This is a genomic window from Flavobacterium sp., assembly GCF_031381455.1.
GTDB lineage: Bacteria > Bacteroidota > Bacteroidia > Flavobacteriales > Flavobacteriaceae > Flavobacterium.
In genome coordinates this window covers 1-17,170 of sequence record NZ_JANMXZ010000007.1, presented here as the reverse complement: position 1 = coordinate 17,170, position 17,170 = coordinate 1, and the positions used below count along the sequence as shown (strand labels likewise).

17 protein-coding genes and 1 tRNA gene are annotated in these 17,170 nt (G+C 35.6%); 11 read left to right on the top strand and 7 right to left on the bottom strand.

Going from position 1 to position 17,170, the window contains the following annotated elements; all coding sequences use genetic code 11:
* Positions 1-6 precede the first annotated feature (6 nt).
* Positions 7-660 carry a response regulator gene (locus tag RMN97_RS01400; protein ID WP_309612733.1) on the top strand — a complete coding sequence of 218 codons (654 nt, stop codon included), beginning with the start codon at positions 7-9 and terminating at the stop codon, positions 658-660.
* Between the two features lie 172 nt (positions 661-832).
* Here RMN97_RS01400 and thiL read toward each other — a convergent pair whose 3' ends face one another.
* Entirely contained in the window at positions 833-1,882 is a 1,050-nt protein-coding gene (gene thiL / locus RMN97_RS01395) for a thiamine-phosphate kinase (protein WP_309612732.1), read from the bottom strand.
* Between the two features lie 100 nt (positions 1,883-1,982).
* Between thiL and RMN97_RS01390 the strand changes: the two genes are divergently transcribed.
* Positions 1,983-2,909 (top strand): 1-phosphofructokinase family hexose kinase, encoded by a 927-nt coding sequence (locus RMN97_RS01390; protein ID WP_309612731.1) that lies wholly within the window; start codon positions 1,983-1,985, stop codon positions 2,907-2,909.
* An 84-nt stretch (positions 2,910-2,993) separates the two neighbouring features.
* On the opposite strand, the gene lepA is transcribed toward RMN97_RS01390, so the two are convergent.
* Positions 2,994-4,790 (bottom strand): translation elongation factor 4, encoded by a 1,797-nt coding sequence (lepA, locus tag RMN97_RS01385; protein ID WP_309612730.1) that lies wholly within the window; start codon positions 4,788-4,790, stop codon positions 2,994-2,996.
* Positions 4,791-4,894: 104 nt separating this feature from the next.
* Positions 4,895-5,962, bottom strand: coding sequence for a YihY/virulence factor BrkB family protein (locus RMN97_RS01380; RefSeq protein WP_309612729.1), 1,068 nt, complete (start codon positions 5,960-5,962; stop codon positions 4,895-4,897).
* A 184-nt stretch (positions 5,963-6,146) separates the two neighbouring features.
* Here RMN97_RS01380 and dusB point away from each other — a divergent pair, with 184 nt between their 5' ends.
* The gene (gene dusB, locus RMN97_RS01375) at positions 6,147-7,139 is read left to right on the top strand and encodes a tRNA dihydrouridine synthase DusB (RefSeq protein WP_309612728.1); all 993 of its coding nucleotides are present in this window, start codon (positions 6,147-6,149) and stop codon (positions 7,137-7,139) included.
* Positions 7,140-7,227: 88 nt separating this feature from the next.
* Here the strand turns inward: dusB and RMN97_RS01370 are convergent, their stop codons facing one another.
* Both RMN97_RS01370 and rbfA read right to left on the bottom strand, forming a co-directional pair.
* Positions 7,228-8,427 carry an FtsX-like permease family protein gene (locus RMN97_RS01370; protein WP_309612727.1) on the bottom strand — a complete coding sequence of 400 codons (1,200 nt, stop codon included), beginning with the start codon at positions 8,425-8,427 and terminating at the stop codon, positions 7,228-7,230.
* On the bottom strand, positions 8,428-8,820 hold the full coding sequence (rbfA, locus tag RMN97_RS01365; protein ID WP_309612726.1) for a 30S ribosome-binding factor RbfA: 393 nt from the start codon (positions 8,818-8,820) through the stop codon (positions 8,428-8,430).
* Positions 8,821-9,015: 195 nt separating this feature from the next.
* Between rbfA and mce the strand changes: the two genes are divergently transcribed.
* Complete coding sequence (gene mce, locus RMN97_RS01360) at positions 9,016-9,417, top strand: methylmalonyl-CoA epimerase (protein ID WP_309612725.1); 402 nt, start codon at positions 9,016-9,018, stop codon at positions 9,415-9,417.
* Between the two features lie 104 nt (positions 9,418-9,521).
* A tRNA-Ile gene (locus tag RMN97_RS01355) sits at positions 9,522-9,595 on the top strand.
* Between the two features lie 472 nt (positions 9,596-10,067).
* Here RMN97_RS01355 and RMN97_RS01350 read toward each other — a convergent pair.
* Entirely contained in the window at positions 10,068-10,658 is a 591-nt protein-coding gene (locus RMN97_RS01350; protein WP_309612724.1) for a riboflavin synthase, read from the bottom strand.
* A gap of 60 nt (positions 10,659-10,718) precedes the next feature.
* Here RMN97_RS01350 and pdxA point away from each other — a divergent pair, with 60 nt between their 5' ends.
* The 6 genes from pdxA (at position 10,719) to accC (ending at position 15,706) form a co-directional block, all read left to right on the top strand.
* The gene (pdxA, locus tag RMN97_RS01345) at positions 10,719-11,765 is read left to right on the top strand and encodes a 4-hydroxythreonine-4-phosphate dehydrogenase PdxA (RefSeq protein ID WP_309612723.1); all 1,047 of its coding nucleotides are present in this window, start codon (positions 10,719-10,721) and stop codon (positions 11,763-11,765) included.
* A gap of 84 nt (positions 11,766-11,849) precedes the next feature.
* Positions 11,850-12,392 (top strand): DUF177 domain-containing protein, encoded by a 543-nt coding sequence (locus tag RMN97_RS01340; RefSeq protein WP_309612722.1) that lies wholly within the window; start codon positions 11,850-11,852, stop codon positions 12,390-12,392.
* Positions 12,393-12,401: 9 nt separating this feature from the next.
* Entirely contained in the window at positions 12,402-12,596 is a 195-nt protein-coding gene (gene rpmF, locus RMN97_RS01335; RefSeq protein WP_121312109.1) for a 50S ribosomal protein L32, read from the top strand.
* Between the two features lie 155 nt (positions 12,597-12,751).
* Positions 12,752-13,750 carry a beta-ketoacyl-ACP synthase III gene (locus RMN97_RS01330; RefSeq protein ID WP_309612721.1) on the top strand — a complete coding sequence of 333 codons (999 nt, stop codon included), beginning with the start codon at positions 12,752-12,754 and terminating at the stop codon, positions 13,748-13,750.
* Positions 13,751-13,779: 29 nt separating this feature from the next.
* Positions 13,780-14,262 (top strand): acetyl-CoA carboxylase biotin carboxyl carrier protein, encoded by a 483-nt coding sequence (gene accB / locus RMN97_RS01325; protein ID WP_309612720.1) that lies wholly within the window; start codon positions 13,780-13,782, stop codon positions 14,260-14,262.
* Positions 14,263-14,359: 97 nt separating this feature from the next.
* Positions 14,360-15,706 carry an acetyl-CoA carboxylase biotin carboxylase subunit gene (gene accC / locus RMN97_RS01320; protein ID WP_309612719.1) on the top strand — a complete coding sequence of 449 codons (1,347 nt, stop codon included), beginning with the start codon at positions 14,360-14,362 and terminating at the stop codon, positions 15,704-15,706.
* A gap of 14 nt (positions 15,707-15,720) precedes the next feature.
* Here the strand turns inward: accC and RMN97_RS01315 are convergent.
* A partial coding sequence (locus RMN97_RS01315; protein ID WP_309612718.1) for a S9 family peptidase occupies positions 15,721-17,170 on the bottom strand: 1,450 nt, incomplete at its 5' end.

The following is a 17,170-nucleotide window of genomic DNA, read 5'->3' as shown; positions in this document are numbered from 1 at the left end:
AAATCAATGAACATTTTAATAGTAGACGATCATCCTTTTATAATTCAAGCGTATAAAAATGCATTAGACAAGTATAGCCAACAAGGATATGAGTTTGATGTTGTCCAAGCCAACAATTGTAAATCGGGATATGAAAATATTGTCGATGCCAAAAAACCTTTTGATGTAGCTTTTTTCGATATCAGTATGCCCGAATATCCAGAAAAAGAAATTTACTCAGGAGAAGACTTAGCAATTTTAATGAAAAAGGAGATGCCAGGTTGTAAAGTCATACTATTAACGATGCATACTGAACTGCTTAAAATTAACAACATTATAAAAAATATTAATCCAAACGGATTGATTATTAAAAACGACTTGACTTTTGACGAATTGATTTTTGCTTTTGATAAAATCATCAACAATGAAAGTTACTACAGCCAAACCGTTATTAAATTAGTGGGTCAGGCCCAATATAACAATATAGAATTGGACGCTTTTGACAAACAAATATTGTTTCACTTGTCAAAAGGTGTAAAAACTAAAGATTTGCCACAATATATTCCGCTATCCCTTAGTGCCATTGAGAAACGTAAACTCAGCATTAGAGAAATATTAGAAGTAAAAGGAGGAACTGACATCGATTTAATTAATGAAGCCAAAACAAAAGGTGTCATTTAACGATTATGCGGGAAACCGTAACAACGTTTTTGTCTACATAGTGTAACTTAGCCACATGATTTTAGGGTTACCTGTAGATTAAAGTAGTAAATCTCAAAAAAACTACTTTATTTACATGATTTAGGGGGAAAGCGATACTGTAAAAGGTATCGCTTTTTTGGTTCTTAGGAAATTATTCTTCACTCATGGCATCCCAACCACGAGCTTTCAAAGGGATTTTGGTATTGGCTCTTGTAACCAAATGAATACCTTCGCTTTCTTGAGTCAAATGTCCGATTACGGTAAAATTTGGATTGGCTTTTATCTTGTCAAAATCTTCTAATGCAATAGTAAATAGCAATTCGTAATCTTCGCCACCATTAATAGCAACGGTTGTCGAATCTATATTGAATTCTTCGCAAACATTAATAAACTGCGGATCTACCGGAATTTTTTCTTCATATAAATTACAACCAACTTTTGATTGTTTGCAAATATGAATAATCTCCGAAGACAAACCATCCGAAATATCAATCATCGATGTTGGTTTTACTTCCAGTTTGCCCAATAATTCTCTAATATCATGACGTGCTTCCGGTTTTAATTGGCGTTCAATTAAATAAGTATAGGCATCCAAGTCAGGTTGATTGTTCGGATTTACCTGAAACACTTGTTTTTCACGTTCCAAAACTTGCAATCCCATATAGGCCGAACCTAAATCGCCGGTAACAACCAATAAATCACCATCGTTTGCACCATTTCTATAAACAATATCATCCTCGTTTGCTTCTCCAATTGCGGTAATCGAAATAATCAATCCTTTTTGTGATGAAGTTGTATCTCCACCAATCACATCTACATTATAAAATTTAGCAGCATGAGCAATACCATCAAATAATTCCTCCATTGCTTCCAGCGGAAAACGATTAGAAACCGCCACAGAAACTGTGATTTGTGTTGGCTTTGCATTCATCGCGCAAATATCAGACACATTTACAACAACAGCCTTGTAACCCAAATGGCGCAAAGGCATATAAGACAAATCAAAATGAACGCCTTCGATTAATAAATCTGTAGAAACAACAACTTTTTTGTCCTTAAAATCCAAAACTGCAGCATCATCGCCTATGCTTTTCAATGTTGATGGTTGTTTTACATCAAAATTTTTCGTCAAATGGTCTATCAAACCAAACTCACCCAATTGAGAAAGTGATGTTCGTTGCGGTGTTTTATCTTCTAACATAGTTGCTGAATTTTAGTCTGCAAAGTTACAAAGTTTTTTAGCCATAGTTTGCACAGTTTCTCGTTGATTATTTGCAACTTTATAGGAATAAATTTTCGCCATGAAATCATACCAAATTATAACACTAACATTAAATCCGTCATTAGATAAAAGCACTCATTTTAAAGGATTAGTAGCTGAACAGAAAATTCGTTGTGAAAAACCAAGATACGATGCCGGTGGAGGCGGTATAAATGTTTCTAAAGCGATAGTAAAATTAGGTGGTAATTCTCTTTGTATACATACTTCAGGCGGTTCCGCGGGTAAAATGTTAGAAGAGTTAATTCAAAAAGAAGGCATTGAGAACAAAGTTATTCCAACCCAAAACTGGACAAGAGAAAATTTTATCGCTTTTGAAAACACCACCAAAGCTCAATACCGATTTGGATTTCCGGGGAATGAGTTGTTAGAGATTGAAAAAGAAACGGTAATCGAAATTATAAAAAAAATAAAAGCCGATTACTTAGTTCTTAGCGGAAGTTTGAATGAAGGGTTGCCGGCAGACTTTTATCAAAAAATTTCTGAAACCGCAAAAGCTTCAGGAATTAAGGTTATCGTTGATACTTCGGGCGAACCTTTACGAAAAGTGCTTGAAAAAGGCGTTTATTTGATTAAACCAAACATCGGTGAATTAGCCAAATTAATTGGAGTTGAAAGGTTAGCATTACCCGAAGTAGAAAAAGCTGCTAAAACTTTAATCGAAAAAGGAAGCGCTGAAGTTGTTGTTGTATCACTTGGAGCTGAAGGTGCCATTTTAGTTTCAAAGGATAAAACGGAATTCGTAAATGCTCCAAAAGCAGAAAAGAAAAGTACTGTTGGAGCCGGTGACAGTATGGTTGGTGGAATGGTTTGGGCATTATCACAAAACAAATCACTAAAAGAAGTAATTCAATGGGGCGTTTGCTGCGGAACTGCTGCTATTATGAACGAAGGCACTCAGCTTTTCAAAAAAGAAGACGCGGAGAAATTGTTTGAAGGTTTGCGGTAACAAAAAACCCAACAACTTTCGCCATTAGGTTTGTCTATATTCTATTCTCAGCTACTTAGTTACTCAGCAACTCAGGTACTCTATTTAATCATTCAATTTCAAAACCGCCATAAACGCTTCCTGCGGAATTTCAACATTTCCTACCAAACGCATTCTTTTCTTTCCTTTTTTCTGTTTTTCCAAAAGTTTACGTTTACGCGAAATATCACCACCGTAACATTTTGCAGTAACATCTTTACGTAACGCTTTTATGGTTTCACGCGCAATGATTTTAGCACCAATAGCTGCCTGAATCGGAATGTCAAATTGCTGTCTTGGAATTAATTCACGTAATTTTTCGGTCATTTTCTTTCCTATATGATAGGCGTTACTCTCATGAATCAATGCTGAAAGCGCATCCACAGGTTGAGAATTTAGTAAAACATCAAGTTTCACCAATTTAGAAGTTCGCATTCCAATTGGCGAGTAGTCAAACGATGCATATCCTTTAGAAACGGTTTTCAATCTATCATAAAAATCAAATACAATCTCTGCCAAAGGCATGTCAAAACTCAATTCTACACGTTCTGTGGTCAAATACGTTTGATGGGTTATAACCCCGCGTTTTTCGATACACAAACTCATTACATTTCCAACAAAATCAGACTTAGTAATTATTGTAGCTTTAATAAATGGTTCTTCTACACGATCCAAACGCGATGGTTCTGGCAAATCAGATGGATTGTTAACTACAAAAGGAGTTTCAGGATCCTTTTTGGTGTAAGCTAAATACGAAACGTTGGGAACAGTTGTAATTACCGTCATATCATATTCTCGTTCCAAACGCTCTTGTATGATTTCTAAATGCAGCATTCCTAGAAACCCGCAACGGAAACCAAAACCTAAAGCGGCTGAGCTTTCTGGAGCAAATACCAAAGAAGCATCGTTCAGTTGCAATTTTTCCATCGAAGCACGTAAATCTTCGTAATCTTCAGTGTCAACAGGATAAATTCCGGCGAAAACCATTGGTTTTACATCTTCAAATCCTGTAATCATATTCGTTGTTGGCGTTTTTGCATCCGTCAAGGTGTCACCAACTTTTACTTCTTTCGCTTCCTTAATTCCCGAAATTAAATACCCAACATCACCAGTAGAAATCACGTCTTTTGGAACTTGGTTTAATTTCAAAGTTCCAACTTCATCGGCAAAATATTCATTGCCTGTCGCCATGAATTTTATTTTTTGCCCTTTTCTGATTTCGCCGTTTTTTACACGGAAAATAACTTCGATTCCACGAAACGGATTGTAATGTGAATCGAAAATTAAGGCTTGTAATGGTTCGTCTTTTATGCCTTTTGGATGTGGAATTTTTTCAATTATCGCCGCCAAAATATTTTCCACACCAAAACCGGTTTTACCAGAAGCGTGAATAATATCTTCTAGTTTACAACCTAATAAATCAATAATATCATCGCTAACTTCTTCCGGATTAGCACTTGGCAAATCAACTTTATTCAAAACCGGAATAATTTCCAAGTCGTTTTCTAAAGCCAAATATAAATTCGAAATTGTTTGTGCCTGAATACTTTGAGCCGCATCCACAATCAACAGCGCCCCTTCACAAGCGGCAATCGAACGCGAAACTTCATAAGAGAAATCCACGTGTCCCGGAGTATCAATAAGGTTCAGAATATAATCTTCGCCTTTGTATTTATACTCCATTTGAATCGCATGACTTTTTATCGTAATACCACGCTCGCGCTCCAAATCCATATTGTCAAGCAACTGGGCCTTTTCTTCACGAGCAGTAACGGTTTGTGTAGCACCAAGAAGTCTGTCGGCAAGCGTACTTTTTCCGTGATCAATATGTGCAATTATGCAAAAATTTCTAATATGCTTCATCTTCGTAAATCTGTCAATTTCGGGCAAAATACACCCGCATTTAATCGGCAAATATAAGGCAAAGTTTTGATTAAAAAGGTAGCCTTCAGAAATTCAGCAAAAAGCTATTTTTCGTCTCTTTTTTTGGCCTTTGGTTTAGTCTTAATTGTTGATTTATCTCCGGATTTAAGAACTTTTTTTGCCTTATGTTTTGGTTTTGGTTTCTCTTCAGGTTTTACAATAACTTCGGCATCCGGTTTTGCCGTATCCGGAAGAACAACAACATCTCTTTCCTTTTCGAACTGCTCAACATACACTGCATAATCAGCGGGTTCAATTCGAGCACCCATATATTCAGCATAAACTCGTGTAAATTCCGCACCAAAGTACAATATCGCTGCAGTATAATACACCCAAACTAAAATCACAATCAATGAACCAGCTGCGCCATAAGCTGAACCAGTACTAGTATAATTAATATAAATTCCAATCAAAAAACGACCGAGCATAAAAAGGCAAGCCGTAAAAAAAGCTCCGGCTCTAACATCTTTCCAGGCAATTTTTGCGTCGGGTAAAACCTTAAAAATCACTCCAAAAAGTGTCATAATAACGATAAAACTTAGCAGTATATTTAGAATCTGAAAGACTATAAGTGTAACATCCGGGAAATACCCTTTCAGCCATTCACTTAAGGCTAACAAAGCGCCATTAACCACTAACGAAACAATTAGTAAAAATCCGAGACCAACAATTAATGATGAAGAAAGTAGTCTGTCTTTAAGAATTTTTAACCAACCGCGTTTTGGTTTTGCTTTTACTTTCCAGATGATATTAATGGATTCCTGAATGTCTACAAAAACGCTCGTGGCACCAATAATCAAGGTTATTCCACCAATGATAATAGCCATTGTTGTTTTTCCGGAAAGCTCCATGTTTTTGATAATTTCCTGAATTTGAGCGGCTGCTTCGTTTCCGATAAGTCCATTTATTTCGCCAAAGACTTGTCCCTGAATTGCGTCACGTCCAAAAAAAACACCTGCTAATGAAATCATTAATAATAAAAGTGGCGCTAGCGAAAAAACCGTGTAATAAGATAGAGAAGCGCTTAGTTTTAGTCCGCGATTATCCAGAAAACTCTCAAAAGTATCTTTTAAAATTCTGAAAGCTGCATGCCAAGTGATTTCTGTTTTCATTAAGATATGTAATGAACAAAGTTATTTCATTTGTAACAAAAGAAATTATACGATTTTGCCTTTTAGTTGTATAATTGAGTGCAACATTGACCTTGATTTCTATTTTAATATAAAAAGTGTAATTTTACCCACTCGAGTATCGTTCTAAAAACGAGACTAACAGTACGAAGTAAAAAATAAAAGCATGCCAAAAATCGGCAACATCATATTACCTGATTTCCCGTTATTACTTGCACCTATGGAAGACGTGAGTGATCCGCCATTTCGCAGATTGTGCAAATTGCATGGTGCGGATTTGATGTACTCCGAATTTATCTCTTCAGAAGGGTTGATTCGTGATGCGATAAAAAGCCGCATGAAGTTGGATATTTTTGATTACGAAAGACCAGTCGGAATTCAGATTTTTGGTGGTGATGAAGAAGCTATGGAAATGTCTTCTCGAATTGTTGATGCAGTTCGCCCTGATTTGGTTGATATTAATTTCGGTTGCCCTGTGAAAAAAGTAGTATGCAAAGGTGCAGGTGCCGGAGTTTTAAAAGATGTCGATTTGATGGTTCGTCTGACCAAAGCGGTGATTAAAGGAACCAATCTTCCAGTAACGGTGAAAACCCGATTGGGTTGGGATGAAAGCTCTATTAATATTGACGAAGTTGCCGAAAGATTACAAGATATTGGCGTACAAGCTTTGACGGTTCATGCCAGAACTCGTGCTCAAATGTATAAAGGAAGCGCGGACTGGACGCACATTGCCCGGGTAAAAAGTAATCCTAGAATTACGATGCCAATTTTCGGAAATGGTGATGTAGATTCACCAGAAAAAGCATTGGAATACAAAAATAAATATGGTTTAGACGGAATGATGATTGGTCGCGCTGCGATTGGTTATCCGTGGATTTTTAACGAAATCAAACATTACTTCAAAACGGGAGAACATTTGGCTCAACCAACAATGGCCGACCGAATTGAAGCGGCACGAAATCATTTAACCTGGTCAATGGACTGGAAAGGTGAACGTGTCGGAATTGTAGAAATGCGTCGTCATTACACCAATTATTTCAAAGGTGTTTCCAACTTTAAAGAACACCGATTAAAATTGGTTACGCTTGAATCGGCTGAAAGTTTGTTTGAGGCTTTGGATGAAATCGAAGAAGTGTATGCTAATTATCAGTTTGTTTAACCAAGTCAAATTTAAAACCATTAAGTTAAACCTTAATGAGCCTTAATTTCTTAATGGTTAAAGAAAACACCTTTCTGCTTTTTCTTGTTTAATCCAATAATTTTTTAGTCACTCGACTGCTCGCAATCAAACTGGAAATAAAACCAAGCGCGACTATAGTTCCAAAAACAATTAACACATTTTGAATAGTAAAAACCACAGGATACGCCAAGGAATCGGTAATCATTACTAATTCGAAATGCTGTTGAATCAGCACTATGATTATTCCTAAAACCAAACCAATGACTCCGCCAATAATAGTCAGTAAACTACCTTGAAGTAGGAATATTTTCTTTAAATGGTTGACTTCAGAACCCAGATTAAAAAGTGTTTTTAGGTTGCTTTTCTTATCCAAAATCATCATGATTAAGGCGCCAATTAAATTGAATAATGCAATAATAATGACCAGCGTGAAGATGAGATAGACAGCAATATTCTCGGTATTCAACATCTTATATAATGTTGCGTTAAGTTGCGCTCTGTTTTTTACTTCTACTTTATTTTGGAAAACAGCAGAAAGTTTCTCCATAATCTCGGCTTCGTTGGCATTGGATTTCATTTTAATTTCAACACCCGAAATTTCGTTTGGTTTGTATTCCAATAAATCCTGCGCCAATCTTAAATCGGCAAAAACATATTTGCTATCTAAATCTTCGCTGATAGCATAAATCCCAATAGGAATTAGCACTGATTTGTTGAATGCTTCAGCTTCACTTTCAATTACGGCTTTGCCTTTTCGTGGCACATACACTTCAAAAGCATTGTTAAAATCAAAAAGGCCAAGCGATAATTTTTGTGTAATTTCGTACCCAACAACTACTTCGGCAGTATTGTATCGAAGCCATTTTCCGTTAAAAAGACTTTTTGAAATAGCATTGATTTTCGTGTAATTGGTGTCAACGCCTTTTAAATAAGTTACTTGCTCTTTTCCGTTAAAAAAGAAAAGCACACGTTCTTCTACCACTTTACTATAAGAGGCAACGCCTTCAATAGCGGCAATTTCTTTTTCTTGTTTTGGAGAAATGAATAAAGTTTTCCCTCGAAGCGGATTAACTTTTAAATCGGGATCGATAGTATTGGAAAAAGATAAACTGAAATCGCGCAAGCCGCTAAAAACGGAAAGAACAACAAATAAAGCGAGCGTTCCAACAATAATTCCCATCGATGCAATGCCAGTAATAATATTGATAGCATTGTTTTTACTTTTGCTAAAAAGATATCTTTTGGCTATGTAAAGGCTGAAGTTCACTTAGAATTTCTTGCGTTTTTCTAAAAGGTCTCTGTTTTCGATAGGATTTTCTTTTCCCGACAAAGCATTGTCAATCTTTTCGATGTAATCCAACGAGTCGTCAATATAAAAAGAGAGATTAGGTACTTTTCGCAATTGCAATTTTACACGTTGCGACAAATCATGCTTAATCAAAGGAGCATTGGTTTTTATAGCAGCCAATAATTCGGGCGCTCTATCTTGTGGAAAAACACTTAAAAACACTTTAGCAATAGATAAATCAGTAGTTACAATTACTTTAGAAACCGAAATGACTAAGTTTGAAATTCCGTTTTTGCGTATTTCACCTTGCAAAATATCTACTAAATCCTTTTGCAATACACTGCCAATTTTCTTCTGTCTGTTCGTTTCCATGTTGCAAAAGTACAATTTTAAATTTTTATTTAAGTCAGAAGCGAAAGTTTTGGCATTTCAGCAAGCCATTTTCCCGCTATTCGCTCTACTTCGTGCCGCTGCTATCGGGGCTAAAGGAAAAACCATAGCAACTTTGCGTCCCGAAATTTCGGGATTGCTGAAAACTTTGCGAACTTTGCGGTTAAAGAACAAACCATGCGTAAAATTGAGCACATCGGAATTGCAGTCAACAATCTGGAAACTTCCAATTTACTTTTCGAAAAACTATTTGGTAATCCACCCTACAAACAAGAAGAAGTCGAAAGCGAAGGCGTAAAAACATCTTTTTTTATGAATGGCCCCAATAAAATAGAACTTCTGGAAGCTACAAATCCGGGAAGTCCAATTGCTAAATTCTTAGAAAAAAAAGGGGAAGGAATTCACCATATTGCTTTCGATGTAGAAAATATAACAGAAGAAATCAATCGATTAAAGAAAGAAGGGTTCATTGTTTTAAATGAAACCCCAAAAAAAGGAGCAGATAATAAGCTGGTTGCCTTTTTGCATCCCAAAGGAACAAATGGCGTCCTGATTGAACTTTGTCAAGAAATCCGGTAAAAATAGTTGCAACGAAAAAAAAATAGTGGTAATATTGCAACCTCAAATAAAGCCAAAGCTTTATTCACTGAACACCAAAAATAGGGATCAGTGAAGTAATAACCGGTCCTATAGCTCAGTTGGTTAGAGCACCTGACTCATAATCAGGTGGTCCTTGGTTCGAGCCCAAGTGGGACCACAATAAAAGACTTCGTAATGAAGTCTTTTTTGTTTAATGTGAAAACCAATAAGCTGTAAATATCGTTTATAGAAATATGAATTAATTGCGTTTCTTTGATAAAAAGCTTTAATTCTTGCATTGAATCAGGTCTTATGCAGTTTAAATTTTGATTAACTTTGTCGATTAAACATTTAATTTATTTTGGTAAATAGAATTTTTTTATACTTTTACGAACTATGAAAATTGTCCCGAATAGAGTTATTATTATTCTGGCTGTGTTTTTTTTGTCATTAACAAACGTGTTTGCTGACCCAGGACCACCGCCACCGTCGACACCTCCGCCACCGCCAGGATTGCCTTTGGATGGTGGAATATTTCTTTTGGTACTGCTTTCAATGTGTTATGGTATTTACAAATTGTACAAAATAAAAAATATAAAAAAAGCTTCAACTTAGTTTGAAGCTTTTTATTTTCCACTAGTTTCTCTGGTTTATTGCTTCATAGAATATAATCGGGCAACGTATTTTCCCACAACATCGAACTCAAGATTTACAATTGTGTCAATTTTAACATTTTTAAAATTGGTATGTTCAAATGTGTAAGGGATGATAGCCACGCTAAACTCTTTTTCTTTCGAATTTACAACAGTTAGACTCACACCATTTACAGTTATCGACCCTTTTTCAATAGTAATGTTATTTATATTACTCTCATATCCAAAAGTAAAATACCAACTGCCATTGGCTTCTTCAACAGATTTGCAAATTCCGGTTTGGTCAACATGCCCTTGAACAATATGCCCGTCTAGTCGGTCTCCTACTTTCATACCGCGCTCTAAATTTATTAAATTGCCAATTTTCCAATCCGCTAAATTTGTCTTATTAATGGTTTCTCTGATAGCGGTTACTGTATACTCATCATTATTGATTGCTACTACAGTAAGACAAACACCATTATGAGCAACACTCTGATCTATTTTTAATTCATGTGATATATTAGAAGAAACAGTGATATCTAAATTATCATTGTCTTTTTTTAAATCTTTTATTATTCCAAGGGTTTCGATTATTCCTGTAAACATTATGGTTTTATTTTACTAAATTTGCACTTCAAAATTAGCAATAAATAACTAGTATTTCTTATGAAAAAAGCAGAAAATATAATCGTTGGAATTTCAATAGGAGATCTAAACGGTATTGGAAGCGAAGTGGTTCTTAAGACTTTTGACGACTCAAGAATGTTAGAACTTTGTACACCTGTAATTTTTGCGAACGTAAAAGTGATGTCTTTTATTAAAAAAGCATTAGAATTAGAAACGCCACTTCATGGGATTGACCATATAGATCAAATTGTTCTAGGGAAAGTAAATGTGCTTAATATCTGGCGTGAAGGTGTTGATTTAAATTTTGGAACAAATGATTCAGCTGTCGGGAAATATGCTATCCAATCATTCGTTGCTGCTACAAAAGCTTTGAAAGAAAATCAAATAGATGTTCTGGTTACAGCACCAATTAACAAATACAACATCCAATCGGATGAATTCAAATTTCCAGGGCATACTGATTATTTAGACAAAGAGTTAGAAGGAAATGCTTTGATGCTGATGGTTCAGGATAATTTAAGAGTTGGTTTATTAACTGATCATATTCCTGTAAATGATGTGGCAAAACATTTAACCGACAAATTAATAGTTCAAAAAATTGAAACTATAAAACAAACATTAATTCAGGATTTCGGAATCAATAAACCAAAAATTGCTGTTTTAGCATTGAATCCACACGCTGGAGACAATGGTGTAATTGGGAAAGAAGATGACGAAATAGTAAAACCAGTAATAAAAAAATTATTTGAGAAAGGAACGCTAGTTTTCGGGCCATTTGCTGCAGACGGTTTTTTTGGCAACAGCCAATATGAAAAATACGATGCCGTTCTTGCAATCTATCACGACCAAGGCTTGATTCCTTTTAAAACGTTGTCGTTTGGCGGTGGCGTAAATTATACCGCCGGCTTGAATAAAATCAGAACTTCTCCCGATCACGGAACAGCTTATGAAATTGCCGGAAAAGGAGTTGCCGATTATAATTCGTTTAAAGAAGCTGTTTACACGGCTATTGATATTTATAATTCAAGAAATCAACACCTAGAAATTAGCAAAAATCCCATGAAAACAAAGGAAAAGCAGTCATAAACAAAAAAATGTTTATAACGCTTTTGGAATTGCAATAATTTTATATCTTTGCACTCCCGATTTAGGGTTCAAATTGTTGTTTAGATGAAAAGTACGAATGAATATTTAATTCCTTTCATGGGGTTAAAAATAGGGAAGCATCACTTTGAATATAATATCGAGAAAAAGTTCTTTGATGAATTTAGTTTTGATGAATTTGAAAACTGTGCTGTAAAAGTAAATGTTGTTTTAGAAAAAAAAGCAACAATGCTGGAAGTCAGTTTTGCACACAAAGGAACAGTGAATGTCCCTTGTGATTTAACAGGAGAACAATTTGATTTGCCTATTAAAGGAAAAATTAAACTGGTAGTCCAGTTTGGTGAAGAATTCAACAATGATAATGATGAATTGTTAATTCTGCCTCATGGCGAACATCAAATAGATTTGGCACAATATATTTATGAAATGATTGTACTTTCTATTCCTCCAAAAAGGGTTCATCCGGGAGTTAAAGATGGAACTTTGCAAACAGAAGCACTGAAGAAATTAAATGAATTACAAGTTAAAGACGCAGAAGAAATAACAAAAAAAGCAGAAGAAATTGACCCACGGTGGGACGAATTAAAGAAACTATTAACGGATAAATAATATAGTAAAATGGCACATCCAAAGAGAAAAATCTCGAAAACAAGAAGAGATAAGAGAAGAACACATTATAAAGCAACTGTTGCTCAAATCGCAACTTGTCCGGTTACTGGAGAAGCACATTTATACCACAGAGCTTACTGGCATGAAGGTAAAATGTATTACAGAGGACAAGTAGTTATTGACAAATCAGTAGCTGTTGCATAAGTAAAGTTTTTTGCAAAACTAACTCTCACTTTGTGGGATTTTTTTATTTTAAAGAAATTTAATAAATATACTATCTTAAACACCTTAGGTATTTTTTTTTTTTGTAATTTCAACAACTTTTAAATTTTAAAATTGATGAGTAAAACATCCAATTTATGAATAAAATTACAGCCGCAATAACCGCAGTTGGAGCTTATGTCCCAGAATTTGTACTCTCAAATCAAGTACTAGAATCAATGGTAGAAACCAATGATGAATGGATTACTACACGAACAGGAATTAAAGAAAGAAGACTTTTAAAAGAAAAAGGGAAAGGAACTTCTTTCATGGCAATTAAAGCCGCTCAAGATTTGATTTCAAAATCCAAAATTAACCCTGAAGAAATAGATTTAGTAATCATGGCAACGGCTACTCCAGATATGCCTGTGGCTGCAACAGGAGTTTATGTTGCAACACAAATAGGTGCAGTTAATGCTTTTGCTTACGACCTACAAGCTGCTTGTTCAAGTTTTTTATACGGAATGTCAAATGCCGCAGCCTACATAGAATCTGGCAGATATAAAAAAGTACTTTTAATTGGTGCTGATAAAATGTCTTCTATTATTGACTATACGGATAGAGCGACTTGTATTATCTTTGGAGATGGTGCCGGTGCGGTTTTATTTGAACCCAATTTTGAAGGCCTTGGCTTGCAGGATGAATTTCTGAAAAGCGATGGTATTGGTAGAGAATATCTGAAAATTGATGCTGGAGGTTCTATTCTTCCGCCATCAAAAGAAACAGTTGAAAATAGACAACATTTTGTTTTTCAGGATGGTAAAACAGTTTTCAAATATGCTGTTTCAGGAATGGCCGATGTGAGTGAAAAAATTATGGAACGTAATAACTTAACCAAAGATGATGTGAATTGGTTAATTGCGCACCAAGCAAACAAAAGAATTATTGATGCTACAGCAAGCCGGATGGGACTAGATGATGAAAAAGTATTGGTAAACATCGAAAAATATGGCAATACTACGTCAGCAACGCTACCATTGTTATTGAGTGATTTTGAAGATAAATTTAAAAAAGGAGATAATTTGATTTTTGCTGCATTTGGTGGTGGATTCACTTGGGGTTCTATCTACTTGAAATGGGCATACAACAAACAATAAACTAAACTAATTCTAAAAAATAACTAATTATGGATTTAAAAGAAATTCAAAACCTTATCAAATTTGTATCCAATTCAGGAGTTGCAGAAGTAAAGTTAGAAACTGGTGACATAAAAATTACTATTAGAACTACATTAGAAGGAAACTCGCCTGATATTACTTACGTACAACAAGCACCGATGCAACAATCTATTCAGGCTGCGCCATCAGCTCCGGCTGCTGCTCCAGTTGTATCTGCAACACCAGCCGCCTCATCGGATGACAACTCAAAATATATAACTATAAAATCTCCTATGATTGGAACATTCTACCGCAAACCATCTCCAGACAAACCAATGTTTGTAGAAGTTGGAACCTCAATTAATAAAGGAGATGTTCTTTGTGTAGTTGAAGCTATGAAGTTATTCAACGAAATAGAAGCTGAAATTTCCGGAAAAATCGTTAAAATTTTAGTTGACGATATGTCTCCGGTGGAATTTGACCAACCATTATTCTTAGTTGACCCGTCTTAATCTATTTTAAATTATGAATTATAAATTATAAATGATGGTTCACTGTCAGTTATAATAATTTAAAATTTAAAATTTAAAATTTAAAATTCTTAAGAAGATGTTTAAAAAAATATTAATTGCCAATAGAGGAGAAATTGCACTTCGTGTAATTAGAACCTGTAAGGAGATGGGGATTAAAACTGTTGCAGTTTATTCTACCGCTGATGCTGAAAGTTTGCACGTAAAATTTGCGGATGAAGCCGTTTGTATTGGTCCTCCGCCTAGTAACCTTTCTTATTTAAAGATGTCAAATATTATTGCGGCTGCAGAAATTACAAATGCAGATGCAATTCATCCTGGATATGGTTTCCTTTCCGAAAATTCTAAATTTTCTAAGATTTGTCAAGAACACGGAATCAAATTCATTGGCGCTTCGCCAGAGATGATTGATAAAATGGGAGACAAAGCTTCTGCAAAAGCTACTATGAAAGCTGCTGGAGTTCCTTGTGTTCCAGGTTCAGAAGGATTGTTAGAATCGTACGAACAAGCACTACAATTATCTAAAGAGATGGGCTTTCCGGTAATGCTAAAAGCAACTGCTGGTGGTGGTGGAAAAGGGATGCGTGCCGTTTGGAAAGAAGATGAATTATTAAAAGCTTGGGAAGGCGCACGTCAAGAATCGGCAGCGGCTTTTGGAAATGACGGAATGTATTTGGAGAAATTAATTGAGGAACCACGTCATATTGAAATACAAGTTGTTGGAGATTCATACGGAAAGGCATGTCACTTATCAGAAAGAGATTGCTCGGTTCAACGTCGTCATCAAAAATTGACTGAGGAAACTCCGTCACCATTTATGACTGATGAATTGCGTAACAAAATGGGTGAAGCAGCTGTGAAAGCAGCTGAATTTATTAAATATGAAGGAGCAGGAACTGTTGAGTTCCTTGTAGATAAGCATAGAAATTTCTATTTTATGGAAATGAATACGCGTATCCAAGTGGAACACCCAATTACCGAACAGGTTATTGATTACGATTTGATTCGAGAGCAGATTTTAGTAGCTGCAGGTGTGCCAATTTCGGGAAAGAATTATCTGCCACAATTGCATGCTATAGAATGTAGAATCAATGCTGAGGATCCTTATAATGACTTCAGACCTTCACCGGGAAAAATCACGGTTTTGCATTCGCCAGGTGGACACGGAGTACGTTTAGACACGCACGTTTACGCTGGATATACCATTCCGCCAAACTATGATTCGATGATTGCAAAGTTGATTACGACAGCTCAAACCAGAGAAGAAGCAATAAACAAAATGAAGCGTGCTTTGGATGAATTTGTAATTGAAGGCATCAAAACCACTATACCTTTTCACAGACAATTAATGGACGAACCCGATTATGTTGCCGGAAATTACACGACTAAGTTTATGGAAAGTTTTAAAATGAACGACCCAGAATAAATAAAAACCCAACTTTAAGTTGGGTTTTTTGTTTTTGAATCAACTGGCAATGTTTCTCTCAACCATTTGAAGAATTCATGTTGCCAAACCAAACCATTTTGTGGTTTCAAAACCCAGTGATTTTCTTCCGGGAAGTAGAGCAAACGACTTTTTATACCACGCAATTGAGCCGCTTGAAAAGCTTCTTGTGCTTGTCCAATACACACGCGATAATCTTTTCCTCCTTGAATAATAAGAATTGGTGTATTCCATTTATCTACAAAGTTTATCGGATTGAATTGATTGTATGCTTTTTGAGCAACAGCATTGTCTTTTTCCCAATAAGGTCCGCCAAAATCCCAGTTGTTGAAGAACACTTCTTCGGTTGTGCCAAACATGCTTTGCGTATTGAAAACACCATCATGAGCAATAAAAGATTTGAAACGATTGTTGTGAATTCCGGCTAAATAGTAAGCAGAATAACCGCCATAACTAGCACCAACACAACCCAAACGCGCTTTGTCAACATATCTTTCTTTAGACACATCGTCAATAGCTGAAAGATAATCATCCATTACTTGTCCGCCCCAATCTTTAGAGATTTGTTCGTTCCAAGCTTGCCCATGACCGTACATTCCTCTTCTGTTTGGAGCTACAACCACATAACCTTGTGAAGCCATCAAAGAAAAGTTCCAACGGAAAGAATAAAACTGCGTTAACGGAGATTGAGGTCCACCTTGACAATAAAGTAGTGTTGGATATTTTTTGGTTTTATCAAAATTTGGAGGTAGAATTACCCAAACCAGCATTTTTTTCCCATCGGTAGTAGTTACATATCGTCTCTCGAATTTTGGCAAAGCCAATTTAGAATACGTTTCGTCGTTGGTTTTGGTAAGCTGTGTAAATGTTTTTTTCTTAAGGTTATAAGAATAAATTTCATCAGCATGATTCATGTCTGTTCTTGAAACAATTATGTTATCACCGGATATACCAACTATAGCGTGAACATCAAAATCGCCTGAAGTAACCTGTTTTACAGTCACAGCAATTTTGGTTAAACCAGGGAAATTAACTTCAAAAAGCTGTAAAGTTCCATCAACGGGAGCAATGAAATAAACTTTTTTCCCATCTTTACTCCATTGAAAACTGCTTACAGAACCATCCCAGTTTGCCGTTAAATTTATTTTCAATCCTTTAAAATCTACAATAATGTCATTTTTATCCGCTTCATAACCGTCGCGTTTCATTTGCAACCAGGTTAGATTTCCCGTTGGTGAAAAAGCAGGATTGGTATCATAACCTAGATTACCTTCTGTTCGATTTGTTGTTTTTCCAGTTTCGAGATTGAATTGATAAATATCGGTATTGGTAGAAATAGCATATTGTGTTCCTGCTTTTTTCTTGCATACATATAAAATACTTTTACTATCTGGCGACCAAATATAATCTTCATCACCGCCAAATGGTTTTTGTGGGCTGTCGAAG